We start from the raw sequence: 19,242 nt of genomic DNA, 5'->3' as shown, positions 1-19,242 counted from the left end.
GGGATTGGATTGAAATGCGGGAAGCGATTGGCCTGGGCCAACTTCGGAGTGACGCCTGCACGTATCTCGAACGGGTCGCCGCCGGGGAGACCATCGATGTCGTCCGTCGCGGCAAGCTCGTCGCGCGGATGGTGCCCGTCGGTGACTGGAGGGTGGCTCCCATCCCGGCGCGCTCTGCAAAACTCGCGGCGCGGGATGCCGGTGGGTGGGTCGGTCTGGATGAACTGCGAACCCGCGCCGGGCGCTGCTTCGACCGGGTAGCGGCCGGGGAGACGATCAGCGTCGTTCGCGGCGGCAGATTGTTGGCACAGATCGTGTCCGCCGGTGACACGGAGAGGACCCCGAGCCCGGTCGACGCCTGCGGCGGGGTCGAGCTCGACGAATTGCGAAAGCGTGCGGGGCGCTACTTCGACGAGGTTGCGGCGGGCCAGACGATCGACGTCATCCGGTGCGGCAAGCTGGTTGCCCGCATCGTGTCGGTCGCCTAGGGGCAACAGCCGCTGGTTTTCCAGCGATGTACGGAAGGTTTGCGGGCGCGGCGGTGTTACGGCTCATGTGACCGCAACCGGCTTCCACGAGGGCGAGACCGAAACGCAGCGCCGGGCGGGCGTCGAAGCCGAGGCCGGGCGGCTCGAGGCCATGCTCGACTCATCGGGGCTGTCCCCGGGCGCCGCAAAACTTCTCGCATCACAACGGTTCGCCGCGCTGACAGCGCGCGACCACGCGGGGGTCCTCTGGATCTCGCCGTTGGCCGCACCGCCGGGTTTCCTCCGCGGCCACCATGACATCTTGCGGGTGTCGGCGTTCCCCCGCGGCGGCGATCCCCTGCACGAGATCCCTACTGGCGAACAGGTGGGACTGATCGCCATCGACTTCGCCACCCGCCGCAGGCTGCGGGTCAACGGCGAGCTAGTCAGTGCTGAGGACCCCGGTGGTATGACCATCCGCGTCGATCAGTCATACGGCAACTGCCCCAAGTACATTCATCGCCATACCATCGATGTGGCCACGCTCGCTACGCCTGCTCGAATACCCGCGAGACGCGCGGCCGTTCTGGACGCATCCGACCAAGCGTTGATTGCACGGACCGACACGTTCTTTCTGGGCACCAGCCATCCCACCCGTGGTCGAGATGCGTCACATCGCGGAGGACCGCCGGGGTTCGTCCGGGTCGACTCCCCGAGCCGACTGTGGTGGCCGGATTTTCCGGGAAACAACATGTTCAACAGTTTTGGCAACCTGGCCGTCGACGACGAGGCCGCTTTGCTGTTCCTCGATTTCACAACCGGCGCCACCCTGCACATAACCGGCACCGCACACGTGGTGTGGACCAAGCCGGGCGAGGCCGGCGATGACGGCGGAGTGGGTCGAAACGTCGCATTCGCCGTCAACGCCGTCGCCCGCTAGCCTTCGAAAAGTCCCCCGTCCGGTAAGGGGAGTTGGCAGATGGCGTGCGCTTCGTCGGCGCTGAGCCCGAACAACCGCAGAACGTGCTCGGTGACGACGTCGGCGGCGCGCGCGTCGTCGCGATCGGGATGGTCACGCAACAAATTTCCGAGGCCCAGCAGCGCACCCCCGGCCATGGCGAGGGCTAACTCGGGGTCCTCGACGTCGAACCGCCCGGCCGCCACGCCGGCTTTGATGTCGCGGAGTGCGCGCGGCGCCAGACCCCGTTCCGACGACAGCAATTCCAGCCCGTTGGCCAACAGAATCCGGCTCTCCTGCGGGTGCCGACGAAACAGCCGGCCAGTCAGCCGGAAACTGGTGGCGAAAGTTTGGGCCGGGTCCTCGATGGCCTCGGTGAGCCGGTCGAGCATCGAGCCGTAGGCGTCGAGTACGTCGGCGACCGCGGCCTCGAACAACTGCTCCTTGCTGTCGAAGTGGTTGTAGAAGGATCCCATCCCGACATCGGCGGCCTGGGTGATTTCCAGGACCGGGACATTGACCTTGCCCTCGGCGATCAGCCGCTGCGCGGCTTTGACCAGCGCAGCCCGGGTACGCCGCTTGCGCCGCTCCAGCCTGGTCGGTTCTGCCATCGTGCTCATTCACAGCAGTATGCATCAGTTATGAGGATTCCGTCAGATCCTTGACTGAACGTTCTCTCGTATGTGACGATTTCGTCAGTTAGTTGGGAGTAGTCATGGATTTGACCGAGAGCGCCCGCCTGAAGGCGCACAGCGAGCAGACCGCGCGGCCCGGCGAGCATCCGGGGCGGTCGCGTAACCCGGTGATCAAAGTCGCCGACATCGCGTGGTTGGAGTTCGAGCGCCCGGACCTGACCCGGGCCGAGGCGTTCGCGCGGGCGTTCGGCTTCCACACGGCGCAACACGGCCCGGACGAACTGCAGTTCCGCGGAACGTGGGCGGGAGCGCCGTGCCTCATCTTGCGGCGCGGCCGGCGCAGCCGCTTCGCCGGCGCGGCGTTCCGGGCGCCCGACGAGGCCGACGTGCTCCGGTTGGCGGACTCCGTAGGCGCATCCGTGCGACCGCTGCCGGAAACCATCGGCGGGGTGTCGGTCGAGTTGATCGACCCCAGTGGCATGCCGGTCCGCGTCGTCGCCGGATTGCATGAACTCCCGGAACTGCCGGGCCAACGACCACCCGCCTTCAATTTCGGAAACGAGATGCGGCGCGTGAACACCGGCCAGCGTCCGCCCCGAGAGCCCGCGCGGGTGCAGCGCCTGGGCCACCTGGTGGTGCAGTCGACCAAGTACGTCGAGACGCTGAACTGGTATCTGGACAACCTGGGCATGATCGTCAGCGATTTCCTGTACTTCCCCGGCCAGCGCGACCGGGGCCCAACCATGAGTTTCATCCGGTGCGACCGTGGCTCGACGCCGGCCGACCATCACACCTTGGCGATGGCCCTCGGTCCGGCCAACCGCTACGTCCATTCGGCGTATCAGGTCAGCGATCTCGACGCGCTGGCCGCCGGCGGCGAATACCTTGGTGCGCGCGGCTATTCCCGGTCCTGGGGAATCGGCAGGCACATTCAGGGCAGCCAGATCTTCGACTACTGGCGCGATCCCGATGGCTATCTGTTCGAGCACTTCACCGATGGCGACTTGTTCGACAACACGCTGGACCCGGGTTGGGCGCCCTTCACCGCATCCGGGCTGGCTCAGTGGGGACCACCGGCTAGCAGGGATTTCCTCGGAACCGACGCGAAATCGGCTCGGCGCGAATTGGTTTCGATGGCCACCGCGCTCCGCGCGGACAACGAATTCGATGTCAAACGTCTGGTCGGCCTACTGAAAGTTCCCACCTCATGACCCTTTCCGTGCTGCACACCGCCTCTGAAACCCCCTGGTGGCTCAAGACCGCCAACGGCGCAGTCAGGATCGACACCACGGCCACCAGCACCGCAGCGCTGCTGGCCGACCGGGCCGCCATCGAGAAGGCGGCCAACGGTACCGAGACCGTTGCCGTCGACACCCTCAACTTGATCTCACCGGTGACCCGGCCGTGCCGAGTCATCGCCCAGATGACCAATTACGAATCGCACGTCAGGGACGCGGGCATGGATCCGGCGTCAGTCCCGCTCACGTTCTTCCGCAAGGCATCGGCGTCCATCAACGGGCCTTTCGATGACATCGTCAAACCGCGGCACGTCAGGCTGCTCGACTACGAGGTGGAGATCGGCCTGGTCATCGGTCGTGCGATTGCCATCGGCACCACCATCTCCGAAGACAACCTGGACGATTTCGTCGCCGGGTTGGTCGTCACGAACGACGTCTCCGCGCGGGATATTCAACTCCCGCAAACCCAGTTCTACGAGGCAAAGTCGTATCCGACGTTCACGCCGGTCGGCCCGGAGCTGGTGCTACTCACCGCCAATGAGCTCAAGCGCTTCGGCGATCTGCGCCTGCGCCTGCGTGTCAATGGCCAGGAACGTCAAAACGCGCTCGTCGAGGGCGACATGCTGTACCGGCCACTGGAGGCGCTGCAGTCGCTCACCCAGTTCCAGGAACTCGCCCCGGGCGACCTGGTGCTCACCGGCACCCCGGCCGGCACCGCGCTGAGCGCGCCGCCGAAGCCCGTGCAGCTCATCGGAAACCTGTTGCCGCCCGCCATGAAATGGAAGATGTTCTTCTCGCGCCAGGCCGCCAACCAGAATTACCTGCATGACGGCGACGTCGTCGAGGCGTCGGTGGCCACCGACGACGGGGCCATCGATCTCGGAACGCAGCGCACCGCAATCCGATTCGCGTGAGCACCCCGTCCACTTGCCGGGTCCCCGTCGTCATCGTCGGCGCCGGACCGACCGGCGTCACCGCCGCCACGTTGTTGGCGCAGTACGGTGTTGACTGCCTGGTGCTCGACCGTTGGCCCGGCGTGTACACCCAGCCGCGCGCCGTGCACCTGGACGATGAGATCTATCGCATCATCGCCCGCCTCGGGATCGCCGACGAGTTCGCCGCGATCTCTCGGCCGACGCTGGGCCTGCGGCTGGTAGACAACCGGTTTCGCACGCTGGCCGAGTTCAACCGCGATCCCGCGCGGGATGTGCACGGCTATCCGCCGGCCAACATGTTCGACCAGCCGGAATTGGAGGCCCTGCTGCGGGCCAATCTCGAACGCCACCCCAACGCCCGGCTACGCGGGAACGCCGAAGTCACCGACATCGTGACGGACGGAACACACGTCCGGGTCACCTTCACCGACCGCTCCGACGGCCACGTTCATCAGGTCGACGCCGACTACCTGCTCGGCTGCGACGGCGCCAACAGCGTGGTGCGCGCCCGGATCGGCTCGGCCATGCGGGACCTGAACTTTCAGCAGCGCTGGCTGGTTGTGGACATCGCAAGCGATGCGGATCTGCGCCAGTGGGACGGGGTCCACCAGGTGTGCGACCCGGATCGCGCGGGGACATACATGCGCATCGGGCCGGCCCGATACCGGTGGGAGTTCCAATTGCTGGCCGGCGAAACCGCGAATGACTTCGACAGCCTGGACCGATTGCGGCCGTTGATCGAGCCGTGGACGAGCACCGTATCCATCGGCGAGCTGACGCTGTTGCGGGTCGCCGAGTACACCTTCCGCGCGCAGATCGCCGACCGCTGGCGTCGAGGTAATGTCTTCATCCTCGGCGACGCTGCCCACCTCACTCCCCCATTCATCGGCCAAGGTATGGGAGCGGGACTGCGAGACGCGGCCAACCTCGCGTGGAAGATCGCCGGAGTCCACCACGGCACCCTGGCGCCGGGTGTTCTGGAAACCTATGAGCGGGAACGTAAACCGCATACCCGATCCATGATTCGCCTGGCGCTCAGCGTCGGTTGGGCCATGACCGGCGGCGGCCGCCTGGGCAATGCGGTCCGCCGGGCGGTGTTGCCACGGCTGCGGCTCATCCCCGGCCTGCGAGATAAGGTCGTCGACTCGAGAACCCCTGCGCTGCACCGTTCCGCGTTGGTACGCCGATTCGTGCGACCGCACCGGCTCGCCGGCACGCTCTGCCCGAACCCGGTGCTACGCGACGGTCAACGGTTGGACGACGTACTCGGCGGCGGTTTCGCGTTGATCAGCACCGCCCGCCCCGGTGCGGCCGACGAGGCGGCGCTGCGGCAGCGCCACGTGACCGTGCTGGTCGCCGAGGCCGGCAGCCCGCTGGCGGCATGGCTAGAACGAGGCCGTGCCGCCGCCGCACTGGTGCGACCCGACCGCACCGTGGCGCACGCCGACCGCGACCTTGTCGCCCTTTGTGCCTGGACGGCAACCGTCCTTCGCCCCGCCGCACTTCAGGCGGATGCCCCGGGCCGAGCGACGATCACCGGCGTCCGAACCGAATGCAGGACCGCGTTGCTGACGGATCCCAACAGCACACCGGTCAGGCCACCGCGCCCGTGACTGCCCACGACGAGGAGCTGGGCCGTTTCCGACTTTTCGGCGAGCTGCCTGGCCGGCCCGTCACGTACGACCAGTCGCTGCACCGTCACATCCGGATAGCGTTCCTGCCAACCCGCCAGGTTCTCGGCCAGGCTCCGGTGGGCCTCCGCTTCCAGGGAAGACCAATCCGCTTCCGGGAGTTCGCTTACCGTGATGTCACTCCATGCGTGTAGGGCCGTCAGGCCGACACCACGACGGGAGGCTTCGTCGAAGGCGATTTCGATCGCGAGCTCGGAGGCCGGCGACCCGTCGACCCCCACGACGACGGGAGCGTTGTGCACGTCAGGCATGTCGTCGCCGTGGATGACCGCGACCGGGCAATGGGCGTGCCGCACCACGGTCGCACTGACCGAACCGAGCACGCCCCGGGCCAGCAGCCCTCGTCCCGCCGTGCCCACCACGATCAGCTCTGCCTCGCCGGACATGTTGATCAGGGCCAGTGCCGGGCTGGAGTACACGAGTTCCCGGTGGATGGCGACCTTTCGGTCCGCCGGGAGCACCTCCTCGGCGAGCTTGATCGCGTGCATGATCGCCTTCTTGCCCTCGTCTTCCAGCCGCACCGCTAGAGACTCGGGGTATGGGACCGGCGGCCAGGTGGCGGTCGGGGTCGTCACCGCGTGGACGACGGTCAGCGGAATCTTACGCATCGCCGCTTCGTGGGCGGCCCAGATCGCCGCCGCATTCGATGCCTTCGAGCCGTCCACCGCGACGACGATGCCGCGCTGTTGATCAGGTCCGGACATTTCGCTCTCCCTCCATCACCGGCGACGCTATAAACCCAGGCGGCAGTCGGTCGTGAGGCTTAAGTCCCTAACCAACGGGACGGAGGGCTTTCGCGGGACTTGTTAAGCCCGCCGTAACCGCGCGGTCACTCACCGGCTAGGCGCGGTGTCGTTGTAGCTGCGCGATGACCCAGAAAGGTAATGCCACCAACAGCGTGCCGCCGATCAGATTGCCCACGGTGGTGATGCCGAGGTTGGTGAGCAGGCCGTGTTGGCCGAACCCCCAACCGATCCCGCCGCGCGGTGCCGCCGGGTGAAACAGGTTGAGCAACAGGGGAAGACCGAGGAAGCCTACGTTGGCGATCACGTGCTGGGTGCCGCCGATGACGAATGCGAACGGTCCGTAGAATGCGAAGGTCATGCGGGCGACGTCGCTGCGAGCCTTGAAGAACATGCACATCGACGTCTGCAGGAACCAGGTGCACACGACGGCGAGCAGCAGTGCGGTCCAGAACGGCTGGCCGGCCTTCTGCGCGCCGACGGCAGCCGCCCGTTCGGCGAAGGCGCCCAGGTATGGGCCTCCCGCGGCCCCGCACACCGTGACGAATACCAGCGCGCCCAGGACGTTGCCGATGAGGCCGACGGTAACCAGAAAGGCGTAGCCCCCGACGCTCATGGTGCGGTTGAGGACGGCCAGAAATCCCGCGGCCATGTCGGCGGTGATCAGCGACATGCCGGACACCAGGATGAGGACGAACGACATGCCGAACGCCAGGCCCATCAACAGGCTGGCGACGCCCGGGGTCTTGACCCCGGTGCTTACCATCAATGCCAGCAGCGCTCCGAAGGCGACCATCACCCCGCCGACCAACGAGCGCATCAGAAACGCCCACGGGTGTGCCGCCTTTTCCACGGCCATGGCGGCCACTCGGTCCACCATGGCGCCGACGCTGAGCGGCTCGAACGGATCGTCGGGGACGACGTTCGGCGTCCCGCGAGAAGTCAAGCCGGGCAGGGCGTTCGGCGGGGACGCTTCGTCCTCCAATCGCGGCGCTTGCGCTTCGAGAGTCATGGGTGTTCGCCTTTCCGTAAAGCGTTGATCGCGTTGATGACCCCGGTGATGTGCTCCGCGCTGAGCTTCTCCCCCTCGAAGACGTGGTTGAGTAGAATCCTCAGATCCAGCATCTGTTGCAGGTAAACCAGGCACGGGGGGCACTCGTCGAGGTGCTTGGCCACTATCGGTCCCCACTGTTGCGGGTCGCAGTCGACGAGTTCGTCGACGAGGCGGACGAAGTCGACGCAGTCGATCGCGGGGACTGCGTTGTCGTGGATGGTCATCGGCGATACCGCTTTTCCAGTTCGTGGCGAAGATTTCCGCGGGCGCGGTAGAGCAGCGCGCGCTGCCCCTCGGCGGTCAGTTCGAGAAGGCCGGCCGCCTCTTCGGCAGTCGTGCCGACGATGTCCCGCAGGATGACCAGCTGCCGTTGCCGCTCGGGTAGCGCGTCCAGCGCCACACGGACGTACCCGATGAGCTCGTTCTCGACGGTGTGGTCCTCGGGCAGGAAGCGCCGCGACGGCGGGATACTCCAGTGCCCCGCATCGGGATGGCCGGGGGGATGCATGCGGCCGACCAGGGGGTCGACGTCATCCGCGGACAGCACCTCGTGGTCGCGGATGCGGGATTCGCGGCGCCGATGCCGCGACGCGGTGTTCTTCACGATCCCGAACAGCCAGGTTCCGACCGAGGAACGCCCCTCGAATGAATCCGCGGACTGCAGGACCTGCACCCAGGCCTCCTGCACGGCCTCTTCGGCCACCGTCGCCGAATCCACCATGGTGCGGGCGAAATTGACCATCGGCCGATGAAAGTCGCGGACCAGATCCGCCAGCGGAATCCCGCCGACCACGGGTTCCGATTTGGTGCCCCCCGGCGGCACCGCCACCGGGGTCACCATCGTCTCGCACTCAAGCGCATGCGGCCAGTTCCCAGCGGAGCTGCCCTTCGGAAGGGGATTGGACCGGGATGAACGCCGCTTCCCGGTAGCGACGGCTGGCCGATGTCCTGCTCGCATAACCCTTGCCACCGGCGGTGCGGATCTCGAGATCCGCACTGGCGCTGGACAGTTCGGCCGCGTCGAGCCGCAGCGACAACAGCTCCTTCTTGGTGGGCGACTCGTCACCGCCCACCGCTGCGGCAAGGTCCGCCAGCGTGGCTTCCGCATCGGCGAGCCTTTCCGCCACGTGCTCGACCTGGGCGCTGAAAACCGAGTTCACCCCGCCGAGACCGATTTTGGCCTGGTTTACCGCAGTCCGGGTCAGGCCCAGACACATCGCCGACTGCAAGACGAGGAATGTCGGGCGGACCGCTTGCAGGAAGTCCTCGAAGTCACGGGACAACACCTGCTCCGTGGGTACGTAGGCGCCCGTCAGGTTCAGGTATGACGAGGCGGTGCTACCCATCGCCAGCAGGTCGAAGTGATCGCCCACCACCACACCCGGCGTGTTCAGCGGCAAGGCCACGATCAGCCTCTCCCCGGCGTCGGTACGCACCGCGGTCACCATGGTCGAGTCGGGGTAGAGGTTGCTGGCCCACCTGATCGGCCCGGTCACCACGTAGCCCCCCTTGACCGGCGTGGCGGTCAGCTCCAGGCTTCCGCAGCCCGCCGCCTCCTTGAATGCCGACGCCATGCCGGTCACCCCCAGCGTGGTCCCGGCAAGGAGCGGCCGGGCCGCCACCGTACTGTAAGGCGTTGCCGCCGTGAGCAAGTACTCCACCGCCATGCGATGGGCCCACAACGAGAACCCGGTGCTCATGCATTCTCCGGAGATCAACCGGATCACTTCGGCCATGTCGGGGAGCCTGCCGTGGGCGTTGGCCGGTGCACCCAGCCGGAGCAGGCCGGCGGTACCCAGTGCGGGGAAACTGCGACGGGATTGCTGCTCGCCGCGGTCCAGCGCCCCGGCATGGGCCCGGATGTCTTCCAATAGTTCGATATTCAACTCACTGGCAGCCGGATTCATCGTCGCCGTCATCTCGATACCTCCTGGGCGGGGTGTTTCCACGCGTAATCGAGGAACTTGCCGTCAAAAGTGACGACCACTCTGTCGCCTTCGGGGTGCGGGCGCCGGTGCACGCTCATCTGAAAGTTGATCGCGCTCATGATGCCGTCACCGAATTCTTCATGGATGAGTTCCTTGATCGCCGGGCCGTAGACGGCCAGCGCCTCATGGAACCGGTAGATCGTCGGGTCTGCCGCCATGGTCACATCCGAAGCCCGGTACGGCATCATTTGCAGGACCGTTACCGCCTCGTCGTCGAGGTCGAGAAGCGACGCGACCGCTGCCGCGTCGCCGGCCGAGAGCGGATGCTGCCCGAGTAGCGCAGCGACGGTCCACACCGGGTCCTTGCCGATCGATTCGGCGATCTTCGTCCAGCTCGATCCCCGCTTGACGCGGGCCAGCCTGATCAGCTCGGCAAGCTCGGTCTTGGTCAATGTTGTTGCCACGGAATGCTTCCCGACTCAATTCCTATTCGGTGGTCAGAGTCGAGTCGACGCTCACCGGGTTGGCGAACGTGTTCACCACGGGTGACCAGGCGATCGCGTTGTCGTGGATCTCCTTGAGCGTCGCGTCGTCAGCGTCTCCGGCCAGCGTCACCTTGCACCGCACCGCACTGAAGCCCAGCCGCTTTCCCTCGGGCGTGTCACCCACCCCCCACACCGCGGAGATGTCGATGTCGCCCTCCATCTCGACCTCGATCTTGGTCAGGGTCACCCCGCGATGCGTCGCGTTGGCCAGCAGGCCCACCGACACGCACGATCCCAGCGCCGCCAGCGCGGTCTCGGAGGGGTTGGGCGCCGAGTCGTCGCCGAGCAGCGCGGGCGGCTCGCCCACCAGCATCGGCGCCAGGTCGCGTACGTAGGTCATGTTGCGGAACCCCGTCTCGCACACCGTCTTGGCTTTCAGGGTCTTCCTGCCGGTCTCCGGGTTGGCCCTGGCGTTACACGACAGCTTGTCGAGGCCTGCGGCGTCGATGACGAGCGCGTCGGTCATATGACTTCCTCCGTTTCGCTGATTTTGCGGCTTCACGGAGTTAGTGCTCTGCGACGGCCGATGTGTGACGGCGGGCGAGATTGATTTACGTGGGCGACACCAAACATCACACAGCCGAAACGCGGCGCCGTCCAACGTCGGACGACTCTTTCGGAGATTTGCTTAGCTGAAAAGGCTTTGCCCGATGTAGTGGCCTTCGGCGGGCGCCGGCGGCACCGCGAAGATTGCTGAGCCGATGTGGCGGATGTATTCGTTGAGCAGGTCGTGGGCGCCCAACCGGTTCTGCAGGCGAATAAAATCTTGCGGATCTTTTTGATACGAGATGAACAGCAGGCCGGCGTTGAGTTGGCCGTTGGCGTCGAGACCGTCGGTGTAATTGTAGGATCGGCGCCGGATCATGATGCCGTCGTTGTTCTCCCGGGCCGCCAGGCCGACGTGAGACATCGGGTCGATCAGCGGGTTGCCGTCGGCGCCTTTGGCGGTGAAGTCGGGGGTGTCGAATTCGCCCTTGCCGCTCAGCGGCGCGCCCTCTTCTTTGGTGCGGCCGAAGATCCGCTGCTGATTGCCGATGCGGTCGACGTCCCACGTCTCGAGCAGCATCCGGACCTTTCGCACGACTTGATACGTCCCGCCGTTCATCCACGGCTGGTCGCTGTCCTCGACCCAGACGAACCGCTCGTACTCCGCATCCGTGGCGATGTTGCGGGTTCCGTCTTTGAAGCCCAGGAGGTTTCGCGGCGTGTGCTGGCCCGGGCCGGCCGATGCTCGTCCGAATCCCAGCACCGCCCAGGACGGCGAGACGATGTTGCGGCCCAGGCGGGCCAGGTTTCGCACGGCGTGGTAGCAGACCTGGGGGTCGTCGGCGCACGCTTGGACCGACAGATCGCCGCCGCGCAGGCGCGGGTCCAGGTTGTCCCCGTTGAGCGTCGGCAGATCGATGAACAGGGCGGGCCGCCGTGCGGCCAGCCCGAAGCGATCGCCGAACAGCGACGGTCCCAACCCGATGGTCACGGTAAGACTGGCCGGACTAAGCCCATAGGCCTCCCCGGTATCAACGGGCGGCTGCACCTCGACCTGTGGCTGCACGGTGCCGACGGGCTTTCCCTGCTGCAGGATCGCGGCCGCCGCCGACCAGCGCGCCAGCAGGGTCTGCAGCTCGGTGCGGCCAGCGCCGGCGGCCAGCGAGAAGGACATGAACATGGCGTAACGCTGTGGCGGCGTGGCGATTCCACCCTGATGCACCTGGCCGTAGAAAGGATAACTACGCCGCAGGTCGACGTTGTCGTGGTCATCGCCTTTGCGTTCGGCTGCCAGCGCGTAACCGGCGAAGCCCCCACCGGCGGCGCCGACCGCGGTGCCGGTGAGTCCGGCCAGCACGGCCCCGCCAAGCATCCGCCGGCGCGAAACCGCTGCGGCTTCGTCGGTTTCGGTCGTGTCGTCGGTCACGAGGTCAGCCCGCCGAGACGACTTTTTGGGCGACCGTCGACAGGCTCTGGTGCAGCGGCTGGATGACCGCGGTGAGCTTCGGCGCATCGCTGGCCTTCAGCGCAGAGGTGTAAGGCCGGAAGCCGCCGAGCGAGGACGGGTCACGGTATCCGTCCAAAGTGGCCAGCACCGTGTGGAATTGCTGATCGATCTGGTTGACCAAATTGGCGTCGATCTTCTCCAGGCCCGGCCGCAGCGAAGCGTACGCCTGCTGAGCGCCCTCCACGTTGCCCGAGAAGTCGACCAGATCGATGTGGCTGAAGGCCTCCTCCTCACCGGTGATCTTGGTGTTCTGGATCTCTTCGATCAGGTCGCTGGCACCGTTGGCCAAGTCCTCGGGCTTGTACTGCAGGTTGGCGACGATGCCGTTCAATTTGCCGACGTTTCCGACCAATTCGCTGCTGAATGCCTTGGTGGCGGGGGTGATCGCGCCACCCTGCCACAAGTCGCGCTCGATGGCGTGGAAGCCCTTCCACCCGACCTTGGCGTCGACCGGCGTGGATTCACGCATGTCGATCAGATAGTCCAGGCTGCCGGCATTGTCGCCGACCGCGAAGCCCGGCAACACGAAGCCCTCCACGGTGGACTCCGAGCGCTCCCAGAACAGCCGGGCTTTGGCGTAAGCGTTCTTCGCGGCGTCGACGTTGCCCGACTGCACGGCGGCGTCGAGTGCCTTCACGGCATCGTTGAGCTGACTGATCTGGCCGACGATGTAGCCCGCGTAGTCCTTGGTGCCCTGGCTGAGGATGCCGGCCAAGGTGCCCGTCGGCGTCGCCGGTGCTTTGCCCGTGACGGTGAGGGTTTGGTATTCGGTGCTCGCGCCCGGACAGTAGAGCTGATACGCGCCGCCGTCCAACGTGACCGTGAACGAGACCGGATCCAGGCCGGGCGCGAGATTTTCCTTCTCGCCGACGATCCGCTGGTCCCTGAGCAATTCAACTTCGCTGATCCCGGGCGCATTCGTGTTGGCCACCGTGAAGGTCACCGGCCCCGCGGGCACGCTGGTGTTGTCAAGGGCGCAGCCGTCTTTGCCCGCGTTATTGGCCATGGTGACCTTCACCGCGTTCGGGGCGGTGGGCTTTCCCGCTTCGGCGTGGCCCGAGTTGCCATTCGAGTGACCACATGCGGTCGCTGAGAACACCGCAACCGCGGCCAAAGCCGTTGCGAATGGCCAGATCTCAAAGGGCCGGTGCCTTCGGGCGGTTCGATTCGGTGTCAACCGTCTTCCTTTCCTGTTCGGTCGGCGTGCCGCGCCGCGCGGCGGCCACAGCGCCAAGGACGCAGGCCAGAGCGAAGCCACCGAGTGTCAGTGGAAGCCATACCTTCCACAGTTGCGCTTCCGCACGGTTGAGATAACTTGCCGCGATCTGCGCGGCGGCCGACCGGTCTTCGGCAGCGGACGTGGACCAGTCCGTCGCAAGCCCGCCAAGACTGACGGTCTTGGCCCCGGTCAGACCACCGCCGGTCAAAACCGCCGTGCGGTTGCTCGTTGCCTGTGCATTTAGCACGGAATCACCTTGCGCAAGCACGGTATACGCGGTGGTAGTTGACCATTGACCCTGAAACGGCCCCGGAGTGCGCCCAGCCGCGAGACCGACCGGGAGCCGGCCCCCGGTCATGCTCAGCAACTGATCCAGCGTGACTTCCGACGCGCCGTCGGCCCCGGCAGCCTCGGAAGCTTGCCATACCTGTACCGGCAAGCCGTCCACGATTTTGTTCTCCGCCGGGACGAGCACGATGTTGCGGACGGTTGAGTTGCCCTGCGCGCCGACGGCCAGCTCGCGTCCGTGCGGCCCGTTCACCATCGACACCGTGGCGGTGTGGCCGGAGCGGTCGGTGACGGTGCGGGTCCGCGCTCCGCCGGAAGGACCACCGCCCGGCACCAGCGCCACCAGTCCGGCGGCGGTGAGGAGCAGCAGCGTCGAGGCGGCCGCCAACAGGCGCCCCCTGGCCCGCGGGGCGGCGGCAAGGTGAGCGGGCCACAAGAAGATGGCGAGCACGGGTACGGCGTAGAGCAACCAGCCCACCACCTCGATGATTCGGGGGTCGGCGGGTATCCCGAACATCCCGGCGGTCACGGCGCCGAGGATCGAGTTGCTGGGCAGCCAGGCAGACAGGTCGAGCACCCGCCGCTGGCCGATATTCACCCAGCCGGCCTCGTGCGCGGTGCGCAGCGCCCCCAGCACCAGCCCGGCGGCGATCAACACCAAGAACACGCCGGTGACCCGGAAAAACCGGGCGATATTGAGTTTCAATCCGCCGAAGTACAGCGCGACACCCATCGCGACCGCCGCCGCGATCCCCAGCGCACCACCCAGCACGGCGAACCACCGGTTGCCGTGCGACGTCTGGGCGGCCGCCAACAAGAACACCGATGTCTCGAAGCCCTCCTTGAGGACGGCGAGGAAGGCCATCGCGGCCAAGGCGAGCGCACCGCCGCGGTTGATCGCCTGCCGGGCATCGCGCTCGAGCTCGCCCTTGACCTGCGCGGCGTTGCCGTTCATCCAGATGATCATCGACGTCACAAACACCACGGCGATGACATTGATGACGGTTTCCATCATCTCCTGCTGCGCCTGCGGCAGGCTCGTCGCGAACAGGTTCAGGCCCACGCCGACCGCGACGCTGATCAGCACCGCCGAGGCGACGCCGGCAAACATCGGCCGTATCGGCTGGCCGTTTCGTTTCAGGAAGGCGCCGACGATGCTCACGATGAGCGCCGCCTCGAGGCCTTCGCGGAGACCGATGAGAAAGGTGCCGATTAGTACGCCGAATACGCCCTGCATGCGCCCGATTTCTGTCCCGGGGGTCGGGACCCCGGCTTAGCCTAGCCTAAGGCCGCCGCGTCACGATGCCGGCTGCGTCACGAAGTCGATGAGTTCTTCGACCCGGCTGATCAGCGCCGGCTCAAGGTCGTTCCAGTCACGCACCCGGGACCGAATATGCCGCCATGCCCTGGCGATGTCCGCCTGGTCGGCGTGGGGCAGGCCGAGCGCCCGGCATGCACCGTGCTTCCACTCGATGTGCCGTGGCACATCCGGCCACCCCGCCAGACCGAGCCGCTGGGGTTTCACCGCCTGCCAGATGTCGACGTAGGGATGGCCGACCACCAGCGTGTCGCTGCCGCCCGGCCCTCGCCGCACCGCGTCGGCGATCCTCGCCTCCTTCGAACCCGTGACCAGGTGATCGACGAGCACACCAAGCCGGCGCCCCGGACCGGGTGCGAACTCCGCCACGATCTCCACCAGGTCGTCCACGCCGCCGAGGTGCTCGACGACGACACCCTCGATCCGCAGGTCCTCGCCCCACACCTGCGCGATGAGTTCGGCGTCGTGCCGCCCCTCGACGTAGATCCGGCTGGCGCGGGCGACCCGGGCACGGGCTCCCGGCACGGCGACCGAGCCGGATGCCGTCCTCGCGGCGGCGGCAGGCGCCACACGACGCGGCGCGGTAAGGATCACCGGACGGCCCTCGAGCAAATAGCCAGGGCCCAAAGGGAAGCCGCGCACGTGCCCCCGCCGGTCTTCCAGATCGACCCGCCCGTACTCGACTCTTACCACCGCACCGACGTACCCGGTTTGCACGTCCTCGACCACGAGGCCCAGTTCGGCTGGGTGCTCGGTCGAGCGGGGCTTGCGCCGGCCTGCGGCAAGGACGTCGGTTCCGTAGCGATCAACCACGCGGCAATCCTAGAAAGCCTTGCGGCCAAACGTCGTTATGGCGCGCCCGCCGGAGGAGGATCGTGGCCAAGATCGCGCCGCCGCCCGCGCAACACCGGCGAGTAAAAAATGCGTTTTAACTGTGTGGCGTTACTCAGCTGATGACGTTGCCGATGGTACGTTGCTAGTTGTAGGATCTGCCGCTCTTTACATCGCGGCGGTGAGCGAGGTGGGAAAATGGACCTGGCCCTTTGGGTGTCGAGCATCGTGGCTTTCGTGCGGGCCGGCTATCCCACCGGCATGCCGACAACCGGATATGCGCCCCTGGCGGCCTTGGCCCGCCGGCGACTTTGCGACGACGAGATCACCGCCATTGCAAGCAAACTCATGAGGCGCCAATTCTGGCCGATCAGCCCCGTTGATATCGGTGTGGAAATCACCCGTGTCACCAATCAATTGCCGTTGCCGGCCGACGTCCAGCGGGTCGGACATCGCCTCGACGAGATCCGCTGCGCGCGCGGATAAGCCCCGACGCGGGACCTGACTCCTACTTAGCGCCTTTCGCCGGTCCGCCACACGCCGCCAGATAGTCCGGGTAGCTCCAGGTCCCCAGGAACTGTTGGCCCGCCTGCAATCCTCGTTGATACAGGCCGTCGCGTTGCTCGGCGGTGATGTTGAAGTCGATCGGGCTGACCTCTTCGGCCGGGACGAAAATGGTGCGCCGGACGGTGCAGGGGTCGTCGATGTAGGCGTTGTCCTGATTGCTCACCAGTGTCTCTATTGCCGCGATTCCCAACGAAACTGGTCCGTGCACCGGATGGGTGGGCGGGATGCCGGGACGCGCGGACAGCCGGATCCCGAACGTCGGCCATCGCGGCTCAGCATCGGGCCGGTCGAACAGCTCCACCGGAAAATCGGAGAGCAAGCCGCCGTCGACCCAGGTGGCGTTGCTGACCCGAACGGGTTCGAACACATAGGGGATCGCCGACGAGGCGTGCACGGCGCGGGCGACCGGAAAATCGTCGGGGTCGATGCCATAGGAAGCGAGGTCCCACGGGATGCGCACCAGCCGGCGCCGGGACAGGTCACTGGCCGTCACCACCAGCGACCACGCGAACTGGTCCGGCTCCTCGCCGGTGCGCAAGTCACCGAACGTCCGCACACCCAGGTCGGCGAGCAGACCGGCGAGCAGGCGCTCCAAGTAGGCCACACGGTAGACACCGTCCGACACCAACAGCGACAATCCCCCGCCGATCAGCGGCACGTGTCCGATCAGACTGCGATCCAGGAACTTCCGGTAGTCGATGGACCGCATGACTTCCGCGAGCCGGCTGAGCGGTTCGCCCCCGACCTGCAGCGCCGCGACCAGCGACGCGACGATCGCACCCGCGCTGCTACCCGCGACGCGGGGAAACCGGTAACCGGCCCCGGACAGCGCATCGACCGCGCCGACCAGCCCGATCCCCCGGACACCGCCGCCCTCACACACCAGATCGGCACGAAACGTACTCACCGCCGGCGCCATAGGCCCACCCCCCTCAACAGATTCGTTGGCCGTCGACACCGAAGAAGTGCAGGTGCCCCGGTTCCGGGTGCAGGCGCACCCGGCTGCCCTTTTCCGGAGGCCGGCGCCCATCGGCACGCGCAACGACGGGCTGATCAATGACCTTGCCGGAGCCGGTGATTCGGCCGTAGACGTAGGCGTCCGCCCCAAGCTCCTCGACCACATCGACCTCCATCTCGACACCGAGGCCGCCCAGTTCGAAGTGCTCGGGGCGGACCCCCACGACGACTTCGCTCGCTGCATCGGTGAGCTCACGCGGTAGTGGGATGTGCCAATCCCCCAGCGACACAGCGTAATCGACGATAGGCAGGGTGAACAGGTTCATTGCCGGCGACCCGATGAAACCCGCGACGAAGACGTTGACCGGGTTGCGGTACAGCTCGCGTGGCGCGGCGAACTGCTGCAGCACACCGTCGCACAGGACGGCGACGCGGTCACCCATGGTCATCGCCTCGACCTGGTCGTGGGTGACGTAGACGGTGGTGGTGCCGAGTCGCCGTTGCAGTGCCGCGATCTGGTTGCGGGTTTGCACCCGCAGTTTGGCATCGAGATTCGACAGCGGCTCGTCCATCAGGAAGACCTGCGGCCGGCGGACGATCGCGCGTCCCATCGCCACCCGCTGGCGTTGCCCACCGGAGAGGTCCTTGGGTTTGCGGTCCAGATAGGGCTGCAGGTCAAGCAATTTCGCGGCGTCCAGGACCCGATCGCGAATTTCGGGCTTCGGTGTCTTGGCGATCTTCAGGGCGAAGCCCATGTTTTGCGCGACCGTCATGTGCGGGTAGAGAGCATAGTTCTGGAAGACCATCGCGACGTCGCGGTCCTTGGGATCGACGGTGGTGACGTCGCGGTCGCCGATCCGGATGCGACCGGAGTCCAGCGATTCCAGCCCCGCCACCATCCGCAGCGAGGTGGTCTTGCCGCATCCGGAGGGACCGACCAGGACGACGAACTCGCCGTCGCCGACGTCCAGGTCGAGGCTGTCCAAGGCCGGCCGGTCGGCTCCGGCGTAACACCGCGTCGCTTGCTCGAAAGTCACTGAGGCCATGGGCTACCCGTTCAGCCCCGAGACGGCGATTCCCCTGACGAAGGACCGCTGGGCGATGGCATAGATGATGACCAACGGCAGCATGATGAGCATCGAAGCCGCCATGATGATCGGCCAGCGCGCCACATACTCGCCCCGCAGTCGCACCAGGCCGAGCGTCAGCGTGGCCAGGCTGTTGCGCTGGAGCATCAGCAGCGGCCACAGGAAGTCGTTCCAGACGTTGACCCAGGTGAGCACCGCCAGCACCATCACCGCGGGGCGGGCGTGGGGCAACAGGATTCGCCAATAGATCTGCCACGGCGAACAACCGTCGAGTATCGCCGCCTCTTCCAGGTCGGTAGGAAGCGTCCGGAAGAACTGCCGCATCAGGTAGGTGCCGAATGCGCTGCCGAACAAGCCCGGCACGATCATCGACCAGGGTGTGTCGACCCAGCCGAGGGTCCGCATCAAGATGAACTGCGGGATCACGGTCACGGTCAGCGGCACCATCAAGGTGCCAAGGTATAACACGAACAGCGTGTCGCGACCGCGGAATTGCAGCCTGGCGAACGCGTATCCGGCCAGCGAGCAGAAGAACACCTGGCCGGCGGTCACGCACCCGGCGTACAGCACGGTGTTGAAAAACATCCGCGCGAACGGCATCAACGAGAACACCTCGATGTAGTTGGACCACCGCGGGTGCGCCGGCAGCAGCCTGGGCTCGGTGATCTCGCCTTCCCGCTTCAATGAGCCGGACACGGCCCAGGCGATCGGAAACAACCAGCACCAGGCGATGGCGAGCAGGGCGGTGTAGACCATCAGGCTACGAACGACATTGCGCGTGAATACC

21 protein-coding genes are annotated in these 19,242 nt (G+C 66.4%); 6 read left to right on the top strand and 15 right to left on the bottom strand.

The features are described from left to right. Positions 1-14: 14 nt before the first annotated feature. Positions 15-488 (top strand): type II toxin-antitoxin system Phd/YefM family antitoxin, encoded by a 474-nt coding sequence (locus A5773_RS07620; RefSeq protein WP_067260728.1) that lies wholly within the window; start codon positions 15-17, stop codon positions 486-488. A gap of 67 nt (positions 489-555) precedes the next feature. Then, on the top strand, positions 556-1,407 hold the full coding sequence (locus A5773_RS07615) for a pyridoxamine 5'-phosphate oxidase family protein (protein ID WP_067790412.1): 852 nt from the start codon (positions 556-558) through the stop codon (positions 1,405-1,407). Here A5773_RS07615 and A5773_RS07610 read toward each other — a convergent pair. Next, positions 1,404-2,045, bottom strand: a complete 642-nt coding sequence (locus A5773_RS07610) for a TetR/AcrR family transcriptional regulator (RefSeq protein WP_066948796.1) — start codon at positions 2,043-2,045, stop codon at positions 1,404-1,406. The two genes, A5773_RS07615 and A5773_RS07610, sit on opposite strands and share 4 nt — an antisense overlap. Positions 2,046-2,140: 95 nt before the next feature. On the opposite strand from A5773_RS07610, the gene A5773_RS07605 reads away from it, so the two are divergent. The 3 genes from A5773_RS07605 to A5773_RS07595 are packed head-to-tail and all read left to right on the top strand — an operon-like array spanning position 2,141 to position 5,846. Next, the gene (locus A5773_RS07605; protein WP_066948799.1) at positions 2,141-3,271 is read left to right on the top strand and encodes a VOC family protein; all 1,131 of its coding nucleotides are present in this window, start codon (positions 2,141-2,143) and stop codon (positions 3,269-3,271) included. Further along, entirely contained in the window at positions 3,268-4,212 is a 945-nt protein-coding gene (locus tag A5773_RS07600; protein ID WP_066948802.1) for a fumarylacetoacetate hydrolase family protein, read from the top strand. Before A5773_RS07605 ends, A5773_RS07600 begins: the two co-directional genes overlap by 4 nt. Next, positions 4,209-5,846 (top strand): bifunctional 3-(3-hydroxy-phenyl)propionate/3-hydroxycinnamic acid hydroxylase, encoded by a 1,638-nt coding sequence (locus A5773_RS07595; RefSeq protein WP_231989083.1) that lies wholly within the window; start codon positions 4,209-4,211, stop codon positions 5,844-5,846. The genes A5773_RS07600 and A5773_RS07595 overlap by 4 nt, the downstream gene beginning before the upstream one ends. Here the strand turns inward: A5773_RS07595 and A5773_RS07590 are convergent. The 11 genes from A5773_RS07590 to A5773_RS07540 form a co-directional block, all read right to left on the bottom strand. Beyond that, on the bottom strand, positions 5,738-6,628 hold the full coding sequence (locus A5773_RS07590; RefSeq protein WP_067260722.1) for a universal stress protein: 891 nt from the start codon (positions 6,626-6,628) through the stop codon (positions 5,738-5,740). The genes A5773_RS07595 and A5773_RS07590 overlap by 109 nt on opposite strands. A gap of 136 nt (positions 6,629-6,764) precedes the next feature. Next, complete coding sequence (locus A5773_RS07585; RefSeq protein ID WP_066948814.1) at positions 6,765-7,679, bottom strand: formate/nitrite transporter family protein; 915 nt, start codon at positions 7,677-7,679, stop codon at positions 6,765-6,767. Next, positions 7,676-7,945, bottom strand: coding sequence for a hypothetical protein (locus A5773_RS07580; RefSeq protein WP_066948818.1), 270 nt, complete (start codon positions 7,943-7,945; stop codon positions 7,676-7,678). Before A5773_RS07580 ends, A5773_RS07585 begins: the two co-directional genes overlap by 4 nt. Beyond that, positions 7,942-8,562 (bottom strand): RNA polymerase sigma factor, encoded by a 621-nt coding sequence (locus A5773_RS07575; protein WP_066948822.1) that lies wholly within the window; start codon positions 8,560-8,562, stop codon positions 7,942-7,944. Before A5773_RS07575 ends, A5773_RS07580 begins: the two co-directional genes overlap by 4 nt. Positions 8,563-8,572: 10 nt before the next feature. After that, positions 8,573-9,640 carry an acyl-CoA dehydrogenase family protein gene (locus A5773_RS07570; protein WP_066948827.1) on the bottom strand — a complete coding sequence of 356 codons (1,068 nt, stop codon included), beginning with the start codon at positions 9,638-9,640 and terminating at the stop codon, positions 8,573-8,575. Then, positions 9,637-10,113, bottom strand: a complete 477-nt coding sequence (gene cynS / locus A5773_RS07565; protein ID WP_066948831.1) for a cyanase — start codon at positions 10,111-10,113, stop codon at positions 9,637-9,639. Before cynS ends, A5773_RS07570 begins: the two co-directional genes overlap by 4 nt. Positions 10,114-10,135: 22 nt before the next feature. Then, the gene (locus tag A5773_RS07560) at positions 10,136-10,660 is read right to left on the bottom strand and encodes an OsmC family protein (protein ID WP_067260721.1); all 525 of its coding nucleotides are present in this window, start codon (positions 10,658-10,660) and stop codon (positions 10,136-10,138) included. A gap of 162 nt (positions 10,661-10,822) precedes the next feature. Beyond that, on the bottom strand, positions 10,823-12,106 hold the full coding sequence (efeB, locus tag A5773_RS07555) for an iron uptake transporter deferrochelatase/peroxidase subunit (protein ID WP_066948838.1): 1,284 nt from the start codon (positions 12,104-12,106) through the stop codon (positions 10,823-10,825). A 4-nt stretch (positions 12,107-12,110) separates the two neighbouring features. Next, positions 12,111-13,286: an iron uptake system protein EfeO gene (gene efeO / locus A5773_RS07550; RefSeq protein WP_197505319.1), complete on the bottom strand. Its 1,176-nt coding sequence runs from the start codon at positions 13,284-13,286 to the stop codon at positions 12,111-12,113. A 37-nt stretch (positions 13,287-13,323) separates the two neighbouring features. Further along, positions 13,324-14,931: an iron uptake transporter permease EfeU gene (gene efeU / locus A5773_RS07545; protein WP_066948841.1), complete on the bottom strand. Its 1,608-nt coding sequence runs from the start codon at positions 14,929-14,931 to the stop codon at positions 13,324-13,326. 60 nt (positions 14,932-14,991) lie between these two features. Continuing rightward, on the bottom strand, positions 14,992-15,825 hold the full coding sequence (locus A5773_RS07540) for a DUF3097 family protein (RefSeq protein WP_066948846.1): 834 nt from the start codon (positions 15,823-15,825) through the stop codon (positions 14,992-14,994). A gap of 216 nt (positions 15,826-16,041) precedes the next feature. Between A5773_RS07540 and A5773_RS07535 the strand changes: the two genes are divergently transcribed. Further along, positions 16,042-16,329: a DUF3349 domain-containing protein gene (locus A5773_RS07535; RefSeq protein ID WP_066948850.1), complete on the top strand. Its 288-nt coding sequence runs from the start codon at positions 16,042-16,044 to the stop codon at positions 16,327-16,329. Positions 16,330-16,351: 22 nt separating this feature from the next. Here the strand turns inward: A5773_RS07535 and A5773_RS07530 are convergent, their stop codons facing one another. From A5773_RS07530 to A5773_RS07520, 3 genes are read right to left on the bottom strand one after another with little or no spacing between them, the layout of a single operon-like run. Continuing rightward, a complete protein-coding gene (locus A5773_RS07530; RefSeq protein ID WP_067260718.1) occupies positions 16,352-17,329 on the bottom strand; it encodes a patatin-like phospholipase family protein in 978 nt (325 codons plus the stop codon). A gap of 13 nt (positions 17,330-17,342) precedes the next feature. Next, positions 17,343-18,413, bottom strand: a complete 1,071-nt coding sequence (locus tag A5773_RS07525) for an ABC transporter ATP-binding protein (protein WP_066948858.1) — start codon at positions 18,411-18,413, stop codon at positions 17,343-17,345. Between the two features lie 3 nt (positions 18,414-18,416). Further along, positions 18,417-19,211, bottom strand: a complete 795-nt coding sequence (locus A5773_RS07520; protein ID WP_066948861.1) for a carbohydrate ABC transporter permease — start codon at positions 19,209-19,211, stop codon at positions 18,417-18,419. Between the last annotated feature and the right edge of the window lie 31 nt (positions 19,212-19,242).

Origin of the sequence: Mycobacterium sp. 852014-52450_SCH5900713 (genome assembly GCF_001667075.1) — a bacterium.
GTDB lineage: Bacteria > Actinomycetota > Actinomycetes > Mycobacteriales > Mycobacteriaceae > Mycobacterium.
This window is presented reverse-complemented; position numbering and strand designations above follow the sequence as displayed.

What these genes read in the sequence shown, in the direction of transcription:
- A5773_RS07620 (WP_067260728.1), top strand. Translation starts at nt 15, where the DNA reads ATGCGGGAAGCGATTGGCCTGGGCCAACTTCGGAGTGACGCCTGCACG.
- A5773_RS07610 (WP_066948796.1), bottom strand. Translation starts at nt 2,045, where the DNA reads ATGAGCACGATGGCAGAACCGACCAGGCTGGAGCGGCGCAAGCGGCGT.
- A5773_RS07605 (WP_066948799.1), top strand. Translation starts at nt 2,141, where the DNA reads ATGGATTTGACCGAGAGCGCCCGCCTGAAGGCGCACAGCGAGCAGACC.
- A5773_RS07600 (WP_066948802.1), top strand. Translation starts at nt 3,268, where the DNA reads ATGACCCTTTCCGTGCTGCACACCGCCTCTGAAACCCCCTGGTGGCTC.
- A5773_RS07590 (WP_067260722.1), bottom strand. Translation starts at nt 6,628, where the DNA reads ATGTCCGGACCTGATCAACAGCGCGGCATCGTCGTCGCGGTGGACGGC.
- A5773_RS07585 (WP_066948814.1), bottom strand. Translation starts at nt 7,679, where the DNA reads ATGACTCTCGAAGCGCAAGCGCCGCGATTGGAGGACGAAGCGTCCCCG.
- A5773_RS07580 (WP_066948818.1), bottom strand. Translation starts at nt 7,945, where the DNA reads ATGACCATCCACGACAACGCAGTCCCCGCGATCGACTGCGTCGACTTC.
- A5773_RS07575 (WP_066948822.1), bottom strand. Translation starts at nt 8,562, where the DNA reads ATGGTGACCCCGGTGGCGGTGCCGCCGGGGGGCACCAAATCGGAACCC.
- A5773_RS07570 (WP_066948827.1), bottom strand. Translation starts at nt 9,640, where the DNA reads ATGACGGCGACGATGAATCCGGCTGCCAGTGAGTTGAATATCGAACTA.
- A5773_RS07560 (WP_067260721.1), bottom strand. Translation starts at nt 10,660, where the DNA reads ATGACCGACGCGCTCGTCATCGACGCCGCAGGCCTCGACAAGCTGTCG.
- efeU (WP_066948841.1), bottom strand. Translation starts at nt 14,931, where the DNA reads ATGCAGGGCGTATTCGGCGTACTAATCGGCACCTTTCTCATCGGTCTC.
- A5773_RS07535 (WP_066948850.1), top strand. Translation starts at nt 16,042, where the DNA reads ATGGACCTGGCCCTTTGGGTGTCGAGCATCGTGGCTTTCGTGCGGGCC.
- A5773_RS07530 (WP_067260718.1), bottom strand. Translation starts at nt 17,329, where the DNA reads ATGGCGCCGGCGGTGAGTACGTTTCGTGCCGATCTGGTGTGTGAGGGC.
- A5773_RS07525 (WP_066948858.1), bottom strand. Translation starts at nt 18,413, where the DNA reads ATGGCCTCAGTGACTTTCGAGCAAGCGACGCGGTGTTACGCCGGAGCC.
- A5773_RS07520 (WP_066948861.1), bottom strand. Translation starts at nt 19,211, where the DNA reads ATGGTCTACACCGCCCTGCTCGCCATCGCCTGGTGCTGGTTGTTTCCG.